Annotated in this window: 21 protein-coding genes and 1 pseudogene; 14 read left to right on the forward strand and 8 right to left on the reverse strand. The window is 64.1% G+C overall.

All coding sequences use genetic code 11. The features are described from left to right. Nucleotides 1–57: 57 nt before the first annotated feature. Nucleotides 58–354: a hypothetical protein gene (locus B5V03_RS26750; protein WP_129273347.1), complete on the reverse strand. Its 297-nt coding sequence runs from the start codon at nucleotides 352–354 to the stop codon at nucleotides 58–60. Between the two features lie 234 nt (nucleotides 355–588). Continuing rightward, nucleotides 589–1,485 carry a LysR family transcriptional regulator gene (locus tag B5V03_RS26755; RefSeq protein WP_129273348.1) on the reverse strand — a complete coding sequence of 299 codons (897 nt, stop codon included), beginning with the start codon at nucleotides 1,483–1,485 and terminating at the stop codon, nucleotides 589–591. A 272-nt stretch (nucleotides 1,486–1,757) separates the two neighbouring features. On the opposite strand from B5V03_RS26755, the gene B5V03_RS26760 reads away from it, so the two are divergent. From B5V03_RS26760 to B5V03_RS26780, 5 genes and pseudogenes are all read left to right on the forward strand, one after another. Next, complete coding sequence (locus tag B5V03_RS26760) at nucleotides 1,758–2,492, forward strand: SDR family NAD(P)-dependent oxidoreductase (protein ID WP_129273349.1); 735 nt, start codon at nucleotides 1,758–1,760, stop codon at nucleotides 2,490–2,492. A gap of 16 nt (nucleotides 2,493–2,508) precedes the next feature. After that, complete coding sequence (locus tag B5V03_RS26765; protein WP_245502348.1) at nucleotides 2,509–3,102, forward strand: NADPH-dependent F420 reductase; 594 nt, start codon at nucleotides 2,509–2,511, stop codon at nucleotides 3,100–3,102. 207 nt (nucleotides 3,103–3,309) lie between these two features. Beyond that, nucleotides 3,310–3,720 carry a nuclear transport factor 2 family protein gene (locus tag B5V03_RS26770; protein WP_129273351.1) on the forward strand — a complete coding sequence of 137 codons (411 nt, stop codon included), beginning with the start codon at nucleotides 3,310–3,312 and terminating at the stop codon, nucleotides 3,718–3,720. Between the two features lie 46 nt (nucleotides 3,721–3,766). After that, a complete protein-coding gene (locus tag B5V03_RS26775; protein WP_129273352.1) occupies nucleotides 3,767–4,399 on the forward strand; it encodes a class I SAM-dependent methyltransferase in 633 nt (210 codons plus the stop codon). Between the two features lie 4 nt (nucleotides 4,400–4,403). Continuing rightward, a pseudogene (locus B5V03_RS26780) lies at nucleotides 4,404–4,493 on the forward strand (NADP oxidoreductase coenzyme); the annotation flags it as partial. Between the two features lie 110 nt (nucleotides 4,494–4,603). Here B5V03_RS26780 and B5V03_RS26785 read toward each other — a convergent pair. The 4 genes from B5V03_RS26785 to guaA form a co-directional block, all read right to left on the reverse strand. After that, on the reverse strand, nucleotides 4,604–4,885 hold the full coding sequence (locus B5V03_RS26785; RefSeq protein WP_164988304.1) for a PIN domain-containing protein: 282 nt from the start codon (nucleotides 4,883–4,885) through the stop codon (nucleotides 4,604–4,606). Between the two features lie 154 nt (nucleotides 4,886–5,039). Next, nucleotides 5,040–5,345 carry a hypothetical protein gene (locus B5V03_RS26790; RefSeq protein WP_129273354.1) on the reverse strand — a complete coding sequence of 102 codons (306 nt, stop codon included), beginning with the start codon at nucleotides 5,343–5,345 and terminating at the stop codon, nucleotides 5,040–5,042. Nucleotides 5,346–5,564: 219 nt separating this feature from the next. Further along, nucleotides 5,565–6,467 (reverse strand): HNH endonuclease, encoded by a 903-nt coding sequence (locus B5V03_RS26795; protein ID WP_129273355.1) that lies wholly within the window; start codon nucleotides 6,465–6,467, stop codon nucleotides 5,565–5,567. 52 nt (nucleotides 6,468–6,519) lie between these two features. Beyond that, nucleotides 6,520–8,118, reverse strand: a complete 1,599-nt coding sequence (gene guaA, locus B5V03_RS26800) for a glutamine-hydrolyzing GMP synthase (RefSeq protein ID WP_164988305.1) — start codon at nucleotides 8,116–8,118, stop codon at nucleotides 6,520–6,522. Nucleotides 8,119–8,268: 150 nt separating this feature from the next. Between guaA and B5V03_RS26805 the strand changes: the two genes are divergently transcribed. From B5V03_RS26805 to B5V03_RS26815, 3 genes are all read left to right on the forward strand, one after another. Beyond that, nucleotides 8,269–8,640, forward strand: a complete 372-nt coding sequence (locus B5V03_RS26805) for a nuclear transport factor 2 family protein (protein ID WP_129273357.1) — start codon at nucleotides 8,269–8,271, stop codon at nucleotides 8,638–8,640. A gap of 331 nt (nucleotides 8,641–8,971) precedes the next feature. After that, the gene (locus B5V03_RS26810; RefSeq protein WP_129273358.1) at nucleotides 8,972–9,304 is read left to right on the forward strand and encodes a DHCW motif cupin fold protein; all 333 of its coding nucleotides are present in this window, start codon (nucleotides 8,972–8,974) and stop codon (nucleotides 9,302–9,304) included. 263 nt (nucleotides 9,305–9,567) lie between these two features. Further along, nucleotides 9,568–9,777, forward strand: a complete 210-nt coding sequence (locus tag B5V03_RS26815; RefSeq protein WP_008141931.1) for a cold-shock protein — start codon at nucleotides 9,568–9,570, stop codon at nucleotides 9,775–9,777. A gap of 219 nt (nucleotides 9,778–9,996) precedes the next feature. Here B5V03_RS26815 and B5V03_RS26820 read toward each other — a convergent pair whose 3' ends face one another. Then, the gene (locus tag B5V03_RS26820; RefSeq protein ID WP_129273359.1) at nucleotides 9,997–11,295 is read right to left on the reverse strand and encodes an RsmB/NOP family class I SAM-dependent RNA methyltransferase; all 1,299 of its coding nucleotides are present in this window, start codon (nucleotides 11,293–11,295) and stop codon (nucleotides 9,997–9,999) included. Nucleotides 11,296–11,329: 34 nt separating this feature from the next. Beyond that, the gene (locus tag B5V03_RS26825; RefSeq protein ID WP_129273360.1) at nucleotides 11,330–11,752 is read right to left on the reverse strand and encodes an MAPEG family protein; all 423 of its coding nucleotides are present in this window, start codon (nucleotides 11,750–11,752) and stop codon (nucleotides 11,330–11,332) included. A 159-nt stretch (nucleotides 11,753–11,911) separates the two neighbouring features. Between B5V03_RS26825 and B5V03_RS41685 the strand changes: the two genes are divergently transcribed. The 6 genes from B5V03_RS41685 (at nucleotide 11,912) to B5V03_RS26855 (ending at nucleotide 16,928) form a co-directional block, all read left to right on the forward strand. After that, the gene (locus B5V03_RS41685) at nucleotides 11,912–12,535 is read left to right on the forward strand and encodes an acriflavin resistance protein (RefSeq protein WP_164988306.1); all 624 of its coding nucleotides are present in this window, start codon (nucleotides 11,912–11,914) and stop codon (nucleotides 12,533–12,535) included. Between the two features lie 68 nt (nucleotides 12,536–12,603). Then, entirely contained in the window at nucleotides 12,604–13,446 is an 843-nt protein-coding gene (locus B5V03_RS26835) for a metallophosphoesterase family protein (protein ID WP_129273361.1), read from the forward strand. A gap of 142 nt (nucleotides 13,447–13,588) precedes the next feature. Further along, complete coding sequence (locus B5V03_RS26840; protein WP_129273362.1) at nucleotides 13,589–14,884, forward strand: alanine racemase; 1,296 nt, start codon at nucleotides 13,589–13,591, stop codon at nucleotides 14,882–14,884. Nucleotides 14,885–14,893: 9 nt separating this feature from the next. Continuing rightward, the gene (locus tag B5V03_RS26845) at nucleotides 14,894–15,553 is read left to right on the forward strand and encodes an amino acid ABC transporter permease (protein ID WP_129273363.1); all 660 of its coding nucleotides are present in this window, start codon (nucleotides 14,894–14,896) and stop codon (nucleotides 15,551–15,553) included. Nucleotides 15,554–15,562: 9 nt separating this feature from the next. Further along, the gene (locus tag B5V03_RS26850) at nucleotides 15,563–16,213 is read left to right on the forward strand and encodes an amino acid ABC transporter permease (RefSeq protein WP_129273364.1); all 651 of its coding nucleotides are present in this window, start codon (nucleotides 15,563–15,565) and stop codon (nucleotides 16,211–16,213) included. Beyond that, on the forward strand, nucleotides 16,200–16,928 hold the full coding sequence (locus B5V03_RS26855) for an amino acid ABC transporter ATP-binding protein (protein ID WP_129273365.1): 729 nt from the start codon (nucleotides 16,200–16,202) through the stop codon (nucleotides 16,926–16,928). The genes B5V03_RS26850 and B5V03_RS26855 overlap by 14 nt, the downstream gene beginning before the upstream one ends. The last annotated feature ends 2 nt before the right edge of the window (nucleotides 16,929–16,930 follow it).

A 16,930-nucleotide genomic window follows, 5' to 3' on the forward strand; every position in this document is an offset into this window, starting at 1 on the left:
GGGCTCATTCGCGGGTACGGCCGCGTTATTCTGGCAGGCCAGGGTGTCCTTGCGATCCTACGCGCGCCGATAGGTCACAAGGCAGCCCTCTGAATCCGTAAACTCAAACCGGTCGGCCTCGAGTGAAATGCGATAGGTCACAAGTTCATCGTTCGCCGTCCCGACGACGAGCGTGTTGGAGTCTTCGAGACGGTAGATGCCCGCGTCCCACCACACCATGCCCTGCCCTGCTCCGCGCACGCCGCGGTAGGTGCCGGTCGAGAAAGTGAGGGTCGCGGGATATTTGTCCGCACACGCGGCCGCCGTGGTCTTGGTCCACGCACCAACCATGCTCTGTCCGTGTTTGTCAGCCATAGTGTCTCCATAGCTCTCACCGGCCGGCGCGAGGCCGGTCGATGGCTATTTCAACATGTCGCTCTGGCGTGTGCAGCTCATTTGAAGCTGATGTGGTGGGGATTTTCCGCGCACAATCACAACAGGTATTTTGTCGCATGATTGATGCGAGCGTGCATGTGAACGATTTCACAGCGGGGGTGCGACAATTGCGCGCCGGGGTGGGCGACATGAAATCGCGGCGCCCACCGCGCATCAGTCGCGCGATACGGACAGCCCCGCGAGAAGCGGCGCGTAGGCGGCGAGCCTGCGGGATACGAACTCGGTGAAGAGCCGCACGCGCTTGGTCTTGCGTGTCTCGCCCTGGGTGAGAAGCCAGAGCGTCCCGTACATGTGCAGCTCGGTGCCCGGCACCCTCGCCAGCAGGGGGTCGGCATCTCCGACGAAGCACGGCAGTGTCGTGATCCCGAGCCCTTGCCTGACAGCAACGATCTGCGCACCGGCGTCCGTGACCCTGAACGGAACATCCGTGGTGCGAACCTCGCCCGCGCCGGCCCAATCCGGAATGCCATGAATGCTGATGACGATCCACCTGACGGGATCGGGCGCGCCCGCGCGCCACGCGGCCAGTCGATCGCGCGAGATGTAGACGGCTCCGAACAGCTCCGGCCCCTTCTGGCCATGGAGATTGAGCGGCAGGGTTTTGCGGTCGTAGACGACGCGGATCGCGACGTCGGCCTCCCGGTTGGTCAGGTTTGCCAGTTCGCCGAACGACAGGATGTCCATCTCGATATCCGGATGCAGGCGCGCGAATTCGGCGAAATCCGGCATGAGCAGGTGTGTCGCAAGTGGCGGCGCCAGCGTCACCCGCAGAAGCCCGCGCACGCTCTGGTCGCGCCCGAACACGCGCGTCTCCAGCTGGTGCGACGACGCTTCCATCTGGTTCGCGAGTTCGAGGACCTCCTCGCCCGCAGCCGTCAGGCGGTATCCCGACGGCAGCTTCTCGAACATCTGCGCCCCGAGGCGCTCCTCGAGCTGGGCGATGCGTCGCAGCACGGTCGAGTGATTGACCCCGAGGCCCTCGGCGGCGGCCCGCACCGAGCCTCCGCGTGCCACGGCAATAAAATAGCGAACGTCATCCCAGTCGATCATGGTGCAATCCGGCACCACGCGGTGCGCCTTCCAAGCCCGTATCCGACGCATCGTACAGCAGGATGGGCGATCTCATAGCCCATATCGACGCACGCGGCCCGATTTCGAACGGCGGACACCGATTCTCGCGGCTGGCGTCGGTTGTCCAACCGGATCGATTTTGCACCACCGATGTGCGCGTTTCCGCACTCAACGCCTGACGCCGGCAGACCTATGTCGGGGGTCTCGGGGGACCTCCCCGATCGGCCAGGACGGAGTCTGAAGGAAAGATCATGGGAAAGCTTGAAGGTAAGGTTGCAGTCATCACGGGCGGATCGAGCGGCATGGCGCTGGCGAGCGCCAGGAAGTTCGTCGAAGAAGGCGCCTACGTCTTCATCACGGGCCGGAGACAGGAGACGCTCGACGAAGCCGTCAAGCTGATTGGCCGGAACGTGACAGGCGTGCGCGGCGACGCAGCCGATCTCGACGACCTCGACCGTCTGTTCGACACGGTCAAGCGGGTCAAGGGCAAGATCGATGTGCTGTACGCGAGCGCCGGCACGGGCGAAGCCCTCCCGCTCGGCGAGATCACCGAGCGGCATTTCGATGCGACCTTCGGCCTGAATACGCGCGGCACACTGTTCACGGTGCAAAAGGCGTTGCCGCTTTTCAACGATGGCGGATCGATCTTCATGACCGGATCAGTCGCTTCGCTGAAGGGCTTTCCCGGTTACAGCGTCTATGCGGCGAGCAAGGCGGCGTTGCACGCGTTCGCGCGCGGGTGGCTCAACGAGCTGAAGGCCAGGAATATCAGGGTGAACGTGCTGCATCCGGGGCCGATCGCCACGCCGATGCAGGACCAGGTTCTCACCCCGGAAGCCAAGCAGATGTTCGAATCCCTGATCCCACGGGGAACAATGGGGCGTCCTGAGGAAATTGCGGCGGCTGCGCTGTTTCTCGCGTCTGACGATTCCAGCTTCGTGAATGGGCTGGAGCTGTCCGTCGACGGCGGCTTCTCGGCCATCTGAAAACAGGAGACGCATCATGAGCTACGCAATCATAGGATTCGGCAAGATAGGCCAGGCCCTCGCCCACGCCTTCGCCCGCAAGAATATCGAGGTCACAGTCGCGAGCCGCCGGCCGCCCGAGGCGTTGGCGCCGCAGGCGCGTGCGATCGGACCCACGGTCGTCGCCAAGTCGCTGCGGGACGCGCTCGCGGCCGACACCATCATCCTGGCGGTCCCGTTCGGGGAGCATCGCGAAGTTGCGAAGGCCCTGCCGAGCTGGAAAGGCAAGACGATCATCGACGCGACGAACGGGTTTGGAGAAGAGCTGGACGGTCTCCTATCCTCCGCCGTCGTCGCGAAAGCGTTCACCGGTGCCAGGCTCGTGAAAGGCTTCAATCATTTGGGTGCGACCAAACTGGCGGCCGATCCGGCCGTCGAGGGCGGCCACCGGGTCGTCTTCCTGTCGAGTGACGACGAGGACGCGATCGGTCCGGTGGAGGCCCTGGCCAAACAACTCGGCTTCGCACCCGTCAAGCTGGGCAAGCTCAACGAGGGTGGCGCACTGGTGCACGCACGCGGCCGCGTTTGGGGTCCGCTCATCTTCCAGGATTTGTTCAGGAAGGAGCAGTAATCAATCCACGACCGTGTGACCGACGCCGAGAACCGGTCGCGCGCGCCAACTTCCTCGAGCAGCGCGCGACCGGATATAGCTGGGGTCAGCTGATCTTCGAGGACCTGATCAAGTTCGACTGAACAACGCGACGTCCCCACCGTCGGGGGCAGGACGCACGCGATCGGATCGAGCGCGATCCGATCGGAGCGAAATGGAGAAATGACCATGAGCACCGAGACAAACGTCCGGACCGTGAAGGACTTCTTCGCCGCGATCGGCCGCGGCGACAAAGCGGGTCTGCTGGCGCTGGTCGCCGAAGACATCGCGTGGATCATTCCGGGCGAGGACTGGCCGCTGGCCGGCACGCACCGCGGACACGCCGAAGTGGCGGCTGTGCTGCAGAAGGCGTCCGAAGAGGTGGAAATGACATACACACAGCCCCCGGAATTCGTGGCGCAGGGAGACCGGGTTCTGGTCGTCGGCGTCGCTACCGGAAAAATCAAAGCCACGAACAAGCCGTTCAAGGACGAGTGGGTCTTCGACATTACCGTTCGAGATGGAAAAGTCGCACACATCCAGGAGTACATCGACACGCAAGCACTGGCGCGGGCCTCGCAGATGGACGCAAAGACCTAGTCAAGCTCGACGTGGGAATCGAATGCCCCCCGTAATGGAGATCCCGATGTACGACCAATCCAAGCTGTCCGAGTTGATCCGGTTCGCACGCGTCGACGCGGGCGCCACCGTCATCGACGTTTACCCGGGCGACGGCGACTGGACCCGTCTCTTCTCCGAAATCGTGGGACCCGACGGACGGGTCTACAGCTTCGTGCCGGCCGAAGTCGCCCACTTCAAGAACGATCCGGTCGGCCGCATGCGCACACTCGCGAAGGAGCCCGGCCGGGAGAACGTCGAAGCCGTCTCGGCGGACCTCGTCGCGATGCCGCAGGCCACGCAGCCAGCGGACGTGCTGTGGCTGCACCTGTTCTACCACGATCTCCACACCGCGCTGATACAGGCCAGGGGCGCGACGGCGGCCCACTTCAATCGTGCCGTCTATGAGCGGCTGAAGCCCGGTGGGTCCTACGTCATCGTCGACCACGCCGCCGCCGTCGGGGCGGGCACGAGCGACGCCCAGTCGCTGCATCGGATCGAGCCTGCATTCGTTCGCGAGGAGGTGGAGGCCGCCGGCTTCGCGCTGGACGCGGAAAGCACAATGCTCGCGAACAAGGACGATCCGCACGCGATCAAGGTGTTCGATCCCTCGATCAAGGGCGACACCGATCGCTTCGCCTATCGGTTCGTGAAGCCCTGACAGTGCACCCGTCAAGCTGGGAAAGCTCAGCGAGGGTGGTGCGCTGATGCACGCACGCGGCCGCGTTTGGGGGCCGCTCATCTTCCAGGATTGACGCCCAGAACAGGTCGCGCGCCAACTTCTTTGACCAGCGCGCGACCGAATATGATTATAGGAGGCTGCGGTCGAGATCCGGTGTTTGTGCCGGGGGCCACGCGATGACCCCTATCCCGCGCCGACTTCGGCAAACCCGCGCATGAGGTTCGGCGTCGACCAGGTTGCGACGCCGGTCCCCGCAAAGTCGCGGTCCGTCGCCCAGACGTCAGCCTCGACACTCCAGGCCAGCGCCAGCACGTGGGCGGCGCGCACCGACCCGTTGCGGCTGGGCGCGGCGTCGCGAAGGGTTTCCTCGCATCGGGCAAACATCGGCTCCAGAGCGGCGACGGGCACGACGGTGAGCACATCCGCGAGATCGTCGAGAACGCCGAGCAGCTCGGGGCGCTTCAATCCGAGCTCGATACGCTGACGCTCCTCCTGGACGACACGATCGGTCGTGCCAAGATCGCGTTCCCAGCGGCCTTCAGGATCGCGCCGGAACTTCGACCTCGAACCGCGGCAATCAGAACAGCCGCGTCGACGACGATCGTCGTCGACGGCCGTCTCACGGCTTCGCCTTGCGCGACTTGCCGGGCTTGCCCGTCAGGGCTTTCACGGCCGCGACCGACCAATCGACCGGATCGACATCGCCGAACGCCGCCAGTGCCGCATCGTCCGCGCGCGCATCGCGGTCCTTGGCCAGCACCGTCGCTCGTTTCAAGACGGCAGCAAGGCGATCCGGATCGGCCGACTTGAAAGGAATGAGCAGCCCGACCGTCCGCTCACCCGATTTCACGGGCGTCGGCCCCGGCAGCGCACCGATCGCCTCGCCGGAAATCTTCTGGAGATCGCGGATGCTGATGTGGGTCATGAGGATTACATGCGCCTGTATGTAACCGATTTCAATGTCTATGCTGCGAGGTGGCAAGCGGGTTGGGTGAACTCACCGTAAAGCCCGACCAATGAAAGCTGGCGCTGCATTGCGAGTATTGTGCACAGTCACCGTAACCCCCACCTCTTCTCCGTTCAAATGAAGCGTTGGTGACCTTGGCCGACGAAAGGCATACCATGCCATTTCTCAGCAATGTTCTCATTGCTTGAAACAATGCTCGCGGTGCCACTTTAGAAAATGCGGATGAGGTCGATCCGACCGTTTTCTTGGTTCAAGTGCACGGCCGCTCTTGTTGATCACCGAACGGACTCCTTCCGAGTCGTTTGTATGGCGCGAGATCAATATTTCCAAGTTGTCGGCCAAGCTGATCAAACCACGATCGAACATCCAATGAGCTGTACCGGACAGTGCGATCCCATTGCTTACGGTGTCTGGCCCATTGGCCTCAACAGGCCTTATGTGCGCCGCTGCTACTTCTGCGCGCCCCATTCCATTGATGAGCTTCAGCCCTGTAACGGCGCAGCGTTCATCATAGGCACGCAGCACGATCCGACGAAATACGCGATCGCGCAGAACTCGAGATACGGTAAGGCTGACGCGATCTCTTTGCTTCTCAAATATGAACGGCGTCTGCTCCCCTTCATCGAGTTGAGCCAACCGAACATCGGCATCAATTCGGGGCAGCAGCGGCGCACCTTCCGCAAAACCAAGTTCGAATATTCTCTTGAAATCGTCAGGCGAGATGGGACGGACTGCAGACTGAGCACGTCCTGAAATGCGGCCCTGCTCATTCACGACACCGCGCTCTACGGGGCCACTCGGCCCGTTGAAAGAAACTGGATTGGCAAATTCGAGATAACTTCCGGCCTCGATGAGAGCGAGATACATCCCCGCAGTGCCGGGATCAGGAATAACCTGCTGAACCCGAGCAATCGCAAAGTAGCCGCGCGTCTCGGCGACCTTGCTCGGTTCGTAATAAATGATCCAATCGCCGATGCAGGCTTCGACGCGGCGTAAATACTGGTTGGGAAACTGATACCGTTCAGCGGGGCTGTCATCGTAGATCGAGTCCGATCGATGGATGAAGACCCCAAATCCCATGATCTATGCGTCACGACCTCTACGGAGCGTTACGGATGGAGTAGGCATCACCCTACTCCCACTCAATCGTCCCAGGCGGCTTGCTCGTCACGTCGTACACCACCCGGTTCACGCCCTTCACCTCGTTGATGATGCGCGTGGCGGTCTCGCCTAAGAACTTCATGTCGAACTGGTAGAAGTCCGCGGTCATGCCGTCGGTCGAGGTGACGGCGCGGAGGCCGACGACGTAGTCGTAGGTGCGGCCGTCGCCCATGACGCCGACGGTCTTGACGGGGAGCAGCACGGCAAAGGCCTGCCAGATGTCGTCGTAGAGGCCGTGCTTGCGGATCTGGTCGATGTAGACGGCGTCGGCCTTGCGCAGGATGTCGAGTTTTTCGCGGGTGATGTCGCCGGGGCAGCGGATGGCAAGGCCCGGGCCGGGGAACGGGTGGCGGCCGACGAAGATTTCGGGGAGGCCGAGCTCGCGGCCGAGCTTGCGCACCTCGTCCTTGAACAGCTCGCGCAGGGGCTCGACGAGCTTCATGTTCATGCGCTCGGGCAGACCGCCGACATTGTGGTGCGACTTGATCGTGACAGAAGGTCCGCCGGTGAAGGAGACGCTCTCGATCACATCAGGATAGAGCGTGCCTTGGGCGAGGAAATCGGCGCCGCCGAGCTTCTTGGCCTCGGCGTCGAACACCTCGATGAAGAGGCGGCCGATGGTCTTGCGCTTGGTCTCTGGATCGGTGACGCCTTCGAGCTCGCCCAAGAATTGCTTGGACGCATCCACGTGCACGAGCGGGATGTTGTAGTGGTGACGGAACAGGTCGACGACGGTCTTGGCTTCGTCGAGGCGCAGCATGCCGTGATCGACGAAGACGCAGGTGAGCTGGTCCCCGATGGCTTCGTGAATCAAGACGGCCGCGACCGCTGAATCGACGCCGCCGGAGAGGCCGCAGATCACCTTGCCTCGGCCTACCTGCGCGCGGATCTTTGCGATCTCCTCCTCGCGGAAGGCGCGCATGGTCCAGTCGCCGGTGAGGCCGGCGATCTTGCGGACGAAGTTGCGGATCAGTTTGGCGCCGTCGGGCGTGTGCACCACTTCGGGGTGGAACATCAGACCGTAATACTTGCGCGTCTCGTCCTGGATGATCGCGAACGGCGCGTTCGGCGAGGTGCCGGCCACCGAGAAGCCCGGCGGCATTTTTGTGATGCGGTCGCCATGGCTCATCCAGACCTGGTTCTTGCCGCCCGGCGACCAGACATCCTCGAACAGCTTGCTCGGCGCCTTGACCTCGACGTCGGCGCGGCCGAATTCGCGGTGATGGCCGCCCTCGACGGTGCCGCCGAGCTGCTCGGCCATGGTCATCTGGCCGTAGCAGATGCCCATCACGGGCACGCCGGAGGCGAAGATCAGTTGCGGAGCGCGGGGGGAGCCGGCCTCGTGCACCGACTCGGGGCCGCCGGAGAGGATCACCGCTTTCGGCTTCATCTCCAGAAAGGCCTGTTCGGCCTTGTTGAACGGGACGATCTCGCAATAGACGCCGTCCTCGCGCACGCGACGCGCGATCAGCTGCGTCACCTGGCTGCCGAAGTCGACGATGAGAATCTTGTCGTGCGCCGAGGCCACCGAAGGCGTCGACGCGGAGCGGTCGTTCTGTGCTGCTGTCATGGCAAGCAGATACGCGACGGCGCTCCTCGCCGCAACCGCGCAGGTTTGGGCGCCCACATGCTTCTTTGGGCATGGACAAATCGATATAGGTAAGTATTATTGACCTAATTTGACCCTTCAGCAAACAGGGGTCCAGTCAGGGAGAACGCCATGTCACAGTTTCATCAGTCATCAATGCTTGCAGCCCTCGGCCGGACCTGGGTCGAGGCCTGGAACACTGGCGATCTCCAGCGCGTGCTTACGCTCTATGCCGAGGACGCCGTGATGACCTCGGACCGCATTCCCATGATGGGGTTCGATGCCAGCGGCACCGTGCGCGGCAAGGACGCGTTGCGGGCGTATTGGGGCAAGGCGCTCGGGCTGATTCCGGGGCTGCATTTCACGCTGATCGATGTGTTCGTCAGCCCGGATAGCGTGGTGGTGTTTTACGAGAACGAGCGCTGCAAGCGGATCTGCGAGTATCTGCGGGTGAATGATGCGGGGCTGATCGTGCAGGGCTCGGCGAACCATTTGCCGCATTGAACGATGCGGCGGCGCCTACTCTTCCCCGTCATCCTGAGGCGCGAGTGGCGCGATGCTAAAAGCATCGCGCCGGGAGCCTCGAAGGATGCACGGCCGAGCTGGCAGCCGGGCCGTCGCCCTTCGAGGGCCGCTGAAGAAGCGGCCGCCTCAGGGTGACGGTGAGAGAGTTGAGCGTGCTGCTTCCACAGGCGTCATTGCGAGCGCAGCGAAGCAATCCAGACTGCCGCCGCGGATGCATTTCTGGATTGCTTCGCTGTGCTCGCAATGACGGAGACTGAGGCGTGAGCCTGCGCTAACACTCCGCCCGCCGGCTCTGACACAGGATTCCCCGATGAAACTCCCCACCTCCCCCTTCACCGTCACCGACTGGAGCAAGGTCGAGGCCACCACGCATCCCGGCGAGACCGGCCAAGCCAAGTGGCGCACGCTCAATATCGGCGATCTCAGGGTGCGGATGGTCGAGTATTCGCCGGGCTATCTCGCCGACCATTGGTGCGACCGCGGCCACGTGATCTACGTGGTCAAGGGCGAGCTCGTCTCGGAGCTGCGCGACGGGCGCAAGTTCAAGCTGACGGCGGGGATGAGCTACCAGGTCTCCGATTTCGGCGACGCCGCGCACCGGTCCTCGACGGCATCAGGCGCGACGCTTTTCATCGTCGATTGAGGTCCGCCGGAACGGTCAATTTGCACCGCAAAATAGCAAAGCCACCCGATGTACCGGGTGGCGGGTGGTGCCTTGAAGTGGCCCAAAATCTCGCTATAATGTGATCATCGATACTTGGCCGAACGACTGGGCCGCTTCGCCTCGTCTAAGACAGGCGCGCACGCCAGATGAATTCTCCAAACATCGACTCATCAGGGTTATGGGCGCAGCGATGCGTACCGGCCCGCGTGCGTATCCTCTCTAACTAACTAAAGGAAATTCCCATGGCTATGGGCACCGTGAAGTGGTTCAACACCCAAAAGGGTTATGGTTTCATCCAGCCGGATGACGGCCAGAAGGACGTGTTCGTTCACATCAGCGCCGTCGAGCGCGCTGGCCTCTCCTCCCTCAACGAGGGTCAGAAGGTCTCGTTCGACATCGTCGCCGATCGTCGCAGCGGCAAGTCGTCGGCTGACAATCTCCGCGTCGGCTAACGCCTGCGCAGTGCTCTGACCACGGACGTACCGGCAGAGCGCTAGAGTTAGAAAGCCCCGCGAGCTTCGGTTCGCGGGGTTTTTGTTTTTGGCCGGGATGACAACGTTGATCAGCGGTGCCGTAGGGCGAGCAAAGGCGCGCTCTTCGCGCCGTGCCCACGATCTTCGTCTCACTGGGAATGGTGGTGGGCACGCTACGCTTTGCCCACCCTGCGAGACCTACGCTTTCCGCAACACCGAGACGAAGAACCCGTCCGTCCCCGTCCGCCGCGGCGTCATCAGCCAGCCTTCGGCCGACTGCATCGCGGCTTGCGCAAAATCTTCCGCCTTGTCCCAGAGCACGCTTGCGGTCTGCTCGGGCGGGACGACCCCAAATTCCGGATGGCGGCCAATGAACGCCCTCACCTGCTCGCCGTTCTCCTCCGCCAGCACCGAGCAGGTGATGTAGGCGATGCGGCCGCCGGCCTTCACCAACGGAACCGCGCGCTCCAGCACCGCGGCCTGGTCGCGCAGGCGGATCTCTAGCGCGCCCGGCCGCATGCGCCATTTTGCGTCGGGATTGCGGCGCCAGGTTCCGGTTCCCGTGCAGGGGGCATCGATCACGACAAGGTCGGCGGTGGCGTGGATGTCGGCAAGCGTATCCGTCTCACCCTTGGGCGTGCGCACATCGGCATTGTGGACGCCGGCACGAGACAGGCGTTCGTGGATCGGCACAAGCTGGCGCTTGTCGCTGTCGGTCGCGATCAGGCGGCCCTTGCCCTGCATCATGGCGGCGAGCGCCAGCGTCTTGCCGCCGGCCCCCGCACAGAGATCGATCACCTGCTCGCCGGGTTTTGCCGCAGTCAAAGCGGCTGCCAGCTGCGATCCCTCATCCTGCACTTCAACGCCGCCCTTGATGAAATCCTCTTCGGCCTGGATGCCGGGGTTGCGCGCATCAGCCGAAAGTGCGATGCGCAAGCCGTTTGCGGACCATGGCGTCGGTTCAGCATGAAGATGAGCCAGCGCCTTCAGCACCTTGTCGCGATTGGATTTTAGCGTGTTGACGCGCAGATCGAGTGGCGCCCGGCTCGCCATCGCGGCCGCCTCCGCGGCGCGGTCCTCGCCGAAGACTTTGGCCAGGTGGGAATCGAGCCATTCGGGATAGTCGCCGGCGATGGCGGCCGGTGCGTCCTTCAGGGAGCGATGGCTGAGCGCGGCTTGCTCGGCCTCGGTCAGCGGCGCCGGCGCGAAACGGCCGCCGTCAAACAAGGCGGCCATGGTCGCCATGTCCATCTCGCGCTCGAGGCGGAGCATGCCGATCAGCCGCGCGCGTGCGGTGTCGGCATCCATCAGATACGCGCTCGAGGCGTAGCGGCGCAGCACGTCCCAGACGAGGCCGGCGATCGCGGCGCGGTCGCCGGAGCCGGCAAAGCGATGCGCGGTGCCCCACTCCTTCAGCGCCTTGGCCGCGGGCACGCGGTCTCTCTCGATGGTGTCGATCAGTTCGATGGCTGCGGACAGCCGGGCAGCGGGAGTCATTTGAATCTTTCAGATGAAATCGGACTCCTAAGAGTCAGATCAGCAACAGCATTTTGAGGGCGAAGTAGATCCACATCGCCAGCAGCACCAGCACGCCGGCGAGCCAGATCGTGGAGCGGCGGCCGAGATCGTTCGAGGAGACGAACACGCCGGCATGGGCAAAGCGCGTCACCACGAACACCCAGGACATCAACACGATGAAGAGATCGGCATGGCGCAAGGGCAGCGCCAGCGCGATCATGGCGTAGAACAGCACCGGCAGCTCGAACTGGTTGCGGTAGCAATTGCCGATTTGGGTGGCGCCCTGCGGCCAGTTCGGCTCGCCCAGCGCAATGTCGCGGATCTTGGTCTCGCCCGAGACCAGCGCCTTCCGGCGCCCGAACACCATGCCGATCAGGAGCGCGAAGGTGAGGCCGACCTGCACGAAGACAGGCAGCAGAACCATTTGGATGGACATCGGAACTTTCCCGTAAGGCGGAACGCCGCGAGCCGTCATTAGCCGCGACTGCTGGCGCTGACAATCAACGAGTTGAACCGGCGTTCCATATCTTGCGACCAACCACCGATAGTTAAAGCGATTTTGGTCCCTTTTCGGGACCTGAGGCGAGATGGCGCCATGAACACCCTGTCAGGCCTGATGAGCTCCTGGGCCGAATCCGCTGACGGCCAGCTCGGCATGCTGATGTCGGCGCTCTCAGGTGTCGCGACGGCGCTCGCGGTTGCGCTGGCACTGACGGTCTATTTCCGCCTGAGCTACCGGACCTGGCGCGACGTCGTCAGGCATGGCCTGGCTGCGCTCACTGCCGTCGCCCTGTTCGGCTTCGCCGCCTACGACATGCGCCACGCTGCGCTGGCCTATCTCGGCCTCAACCCATCCAAACCCGCGGTCGAGTTCGAGATCCGCATGCCCAGGGAGACACTAACGGCGGTGTCCGATAGCCAGATCGAGCTGCACACCGACCGCAACCAGACGCTGGCGCTGGTCGACGGCGTGCGCGACCTCGCCGACGGACGCGCCGTGCTGCGCGGCGCAGTGGCGCTCAACCACCGCACCGCCGACCGCGTGCTGGTCGTGAACCTGCCCGGCAAGGGCACGTTCGAATTCCGCCTCCGCCTGCCCGCCGAACCACATCGGTCCGAGCAGTTCGGCCCCTGGCACCTCGCCGATCGCATCGCCTCACCTGGGGCCGTCGCGGTCGTCCCGCAGGACGCCTACACCATCCGCTATCGCGTGCTTTAAACTTTGTTCGATCGCGGATGACGCGTGCGCGTCATCGTTCCGACGTTTGGCCGCGCGATACTTCGTGCATGTCCGAATTTCGCCTGACGCAGATTTCCGACACGCATCTCGGCCGGCGCTTTCCCGGCCTGATCGCAAACTTCCACGCGGTCAGCGAGCATATCGACGCGAACAGACCCGATCTCGTCATCAACACCGGCGACGTTTCCTTCGACGGGCCCACAAGTCGTGACGATGTCGAATTCGCGAAAAGCCTGCACAACGCCCTGCCCGGCGCCTGCCGCTACATCCCCGGCAATCACGATATCGGCGACAATCCGACCGCGATCGGGCCCGCGCCAAAACCGCCGGTCGCGGAAGCGCACCGCCAGCAATTTTGCGATATCATCGGCGAGGATCATTGGTCGTTCGAGGCCGCAGGCTGGCGCTTCATCGGCCTCAACACGCTGGTGATGAATTCGGGCCTCGCCTTCGAGGCCGAGCAGTTCGACTGGCTGTCCCAGGAAGTTTCGCGCGTGAACGGCGGGCCGGTCGCGCTGTTCGTGCACAAGCCGCTCTTTCTCAACCTGCCCGACGACCCCGAGACACCGGAAACCTCGATCCGCTACGTGCCGCAGCCGGCGCGCGCGCGGCTGATCGAAATGTTCGCGCATGTCGATTTGCGGCTGATCGCCAGCGGCCATGTGCACCAGCGGCGCGACTTCAGCTATCGCCACACCCGCCACGTCTGGGCGCCATCAGCCGGCTTCAAGATCAACGATCAGCGCCAGGACCGGATCGCGATCAAGGAGACGGGCCTCGTCGAGTATCGCTTTCAGCCCGACAGCTTTGAGGTTCGTCACCTCCGCGCGGCCGGCCAGGTCGATGTCGATATCGAGGAGTTGCTCGCGCAGATGGGCGGCGAGCATTAGCCCAGGCGACGAGCACCATTCCCTACCCTAATACCTCATTGCATCAAATTTGGCTTAGGAACGACTAAAAGAGCCTAATGACAACGTTGTCATTCCGACATATCGTTCTCTTCAGCGGTCGAGGGCCGCTGAGGGAGCGATGATGCAGTTCTTGTCCCGGTGGGATGGCCAACGTCTTTCAGCGACCATTCGGGGTATTCCCCTGGTCGATGGCCTGCCGGTCGATGAGATCGCCAGCGAGAATTGGCAGCCTTCCCGCGGCGATCTTGCCCTGCCCGTCCTCACGCTCGATGAGGCCGCCTTCGCCGCCAATCGCGACCTCTTCCTGCGCTGGTGTAAGAGCGCCGGTGTTGCCGTTGCCCCCCACGCCAAGACGCCGATGTCGCCGGAGCTCGCGCGCTCGCTACGCGCGGCCGGCGCCTGGGGCACGACGGTCGCCAACATCCAGCAGGCCGCCGTGCTGCTCGCGAGCGGCGAGCGACGCCTGCTGCTGGCCAACGAGATCGGCGGGCTCGCTTCCGGCCGGCGGCTCGGCGCGCTGCTCCGCGCCTATCCCGACGTCGAGTTTCACGCCTTCGCCGATTCACCCGCCGCAGTCGCAGCGCTCGCTGAGGCGGCGCGGATCGCAGAACGCGGCGACTTGTCCGTGCTGGTCGAGCTCGGTGCGGGCCGCGCCGGCGCCCGAGATCGCACCGCAATCGAAGCGACGATCGCGGCCGTGCTCGCCGCCGACCGGCTCGTGCTCGGCGGCATTGCGACCTATGAAGGCGCAGCCGCAACAGCCGATGCCGAGGAGACGATGCGCGCGATCGCGGCACTGCTGGAGCGCACCATCGAGACGTTTGCCATGGTCCGCGCCGCTGCCCCGCAGCGGCCACTGATCATGAGCGCCGGCGGCTCCGCCTATTTCGATGTCGTCGCCCGGGCGCTCGCACCAGGCGCACAGGCCGATGACAACGCCACGGTCATCCTCCGCTCCGGCGCGCTGTTCTTCGCCGATCACGGCATCTATGCCCGCGCCTTCGCCGAGATCGACCGGCGCGGTGGTCTTCTCATCAACGGCGCGCGACATTCTGCGTCCGACAGTTTTCGTCCGGCACTCTCGCTCTGGGCCGAAGTGCTGTCGCGCCCCGAGGCCGGGCTTGCGATCGCAGGCTTCGGTATGCGCGATGCCTCCTTCGATCAGGGACTGCCGGTGCCCTTGCGCGTCTTCCGCGACGGCGTCGAGCAGCAAGGGCTCGCCACTCAGCTGGCGGTGACGCGCCTCAACGACCAGCACGCGTTCCTCTCCGTCGCGCCCGAAGCAGCGCTGGCCGTCGGCGACATCATCGCCTTCGGCATCTCGCATCCCTGCACCTGCCTCGACCGCTGGCGCGTGATCCTCGCCCTCGATGCCGACGGCGTCGTGACGCGCGCCCTCCCTACCCAGTTCGGCTGAGCGCGCACGATGAATTTCCTGCCGCTCTGGCGCTATCAGAATCAGCTCATCGACGGGGCCATCGTCACGCTCGAGCTGACGGTGATCTCGGCGGTATGCGGCCTCCTGATCGGCGTTGCCGGCGCGGTCGCGCTGAACGGCCGCATCACGCCACTGCGCTGGCTGGTGCGCGGTTACATCGAATTGTTCCGCAACACGCCGTCGCTGATCCAGCTCTTCATCGTGTTCTTCGTGCTGCCGAACTTCGGCCTGAAGTTGCCGGCGTTCGAGGCCGCCGCCGTCGCGCTCTCGCTCTATTTCGGCGCCTATTCGGTCGAGATCGTCCGCGCCGGCCTCGACTCCATCCCGCGCAACCAGGTCGAAGCCGGCCAGTGCCTCGGGCTATCAGGCTGGCAGGTGTTTCGCCACATCGTGCTGCCGCCGGCGCTGCGCAACGCCTATCCGGCGGTGACCAGCCAGTTCGTGCTCCTGCTGCTCGGCACCTCGCTCGCCTCGCAGGTCGCCACTGATGAGCTGTTTCATGTCGCAGGCTTCATCGAAAGCCGCACCTACCGCAGCTTCGAGGTCTATGCGGTGATCTGCGTGATCTATTTCGCGATGGCGATGTCGTTCAAGGCGCTGTTCGCCATCATCGGTGCGGCGGCCTTCCGCTGGCCGCGGCGGCGCTGAGGGCAAGCGATGCGATCCTTCTCCCTCATCGACTTCGTCTCGCTGTTTGCGGCCCTGCGCTGGACCGTTGCGCTGGTCGTGCTCGCGCTCGGCTTCGGTGCGCCGCTGGCGCTCGGGCTCGCGATGGGCCGCATCAGCCGCTTTGCCGGCCTGCGCTGGACCATGGCGGCGTGCATCCAGATCGTCCAGAGCGTGCCGCTGCTCGGGCTGTTGTTCTTCTTCTATTTCGGTATGCCGGTGTTTTTGGGAATCCAGGTGCCGGCGCTCGTTGCCGTCACCGTGGCCTACACACTCTACACCGCCGCATTCCTCGGCGAGATCTGGCGCGGTGGGCTCGAGGCCGTGAAGCAGGCGCAATGGGAGGCCGGCGCCTGCCTCGGCGTCTCGGCCTGGCAACAATTCCGCCACATCATCGCACCGCAGGCGCTGCGCCTGTCGCTGCCGCCGACCGTCGGCTTCCTGGTGCAGCTCATCAAGGGCACCTCGCTTGCCTCGATCCTCGGCTTCGTCGAGCTCGCGCGCGCAGGTCAGGTGGTGAGCGCGGCGACGTTCCAGCCATTGCTCACCTACGCGCTGGTCGCCGCGATCTATTTCGCTCTGTGCCTGCCGTTTACGCTCTGGTCCCGCTCCCTGGAGGCCCGCCTCGATGGCTCTCGTTGAAATCCGTGACGTGCACAAGACATTCGGCAAGGTCGAGGTGCTCAAGGGCGTCTCGCTCGATGTCGAGGAAGGCGAGATCGTCACGATCATCGGCCGCTCCGGCTCGGGCAAGTCGACGCTGCTCCGCTGCATCAACGCGCTGGAGAGCGTCGATTCCGGCGAGATCCGCGTCGAGGGCGAGCGGGTCCATGCCAAAATGCCTGACCTGAAGAAATTCCGTCAGCGCGTCGGCATCGTGTTCCAGGCCTTCAATTTGTTTCCGCATCTGAAGGTCGAGCGCAACGTCACGCTGGCCCCGCTCCTCACCGGCCGTACCGACAAGGCCCGCGCGCGAGCGCTGGCCGAGGATGTGCTCGCCCGCGTCGGCCTCGCCGACAAGATCGACGCCTGGCCGGAGCAGCTCTCCGGCGGCCAGCAGCAGCGCGTCGCGATCGCGCGCTGTCTCGCGATGGCCCCTCACCTCATGCTGTTCGACGAGGTGACCTCGGCACTCGACCCCGAGCTCGTCGGCGAAGTCTTGAAGGTGATGGAGGCGATGGCGAAGCAGGGCATGACCATGATCCTCGTCACCCACGAGATGGGCTTTGCCCGCAACGTCGCCAACCGCATCGTCTTCATGCATCAGGGCCGCGTCTGGGAACAGGGCCCACCGGCAAAGCTGTTCGCCAGCCCCGAGACCCCCGAGCTCGCAAGCTTCATCGCTTCCGCGAAATGATC

Origin of the sequence: Bradyrhizobium betae (assembly GCF_004123905.1) — a bacterium.
Lineage (GTDB): Bacteria > Pseudomonadota > Alphaproteobacteria > Rhizobiales > Xanthobacteraceae > Bradyrhizobium > Bradyrhizobium betae_A.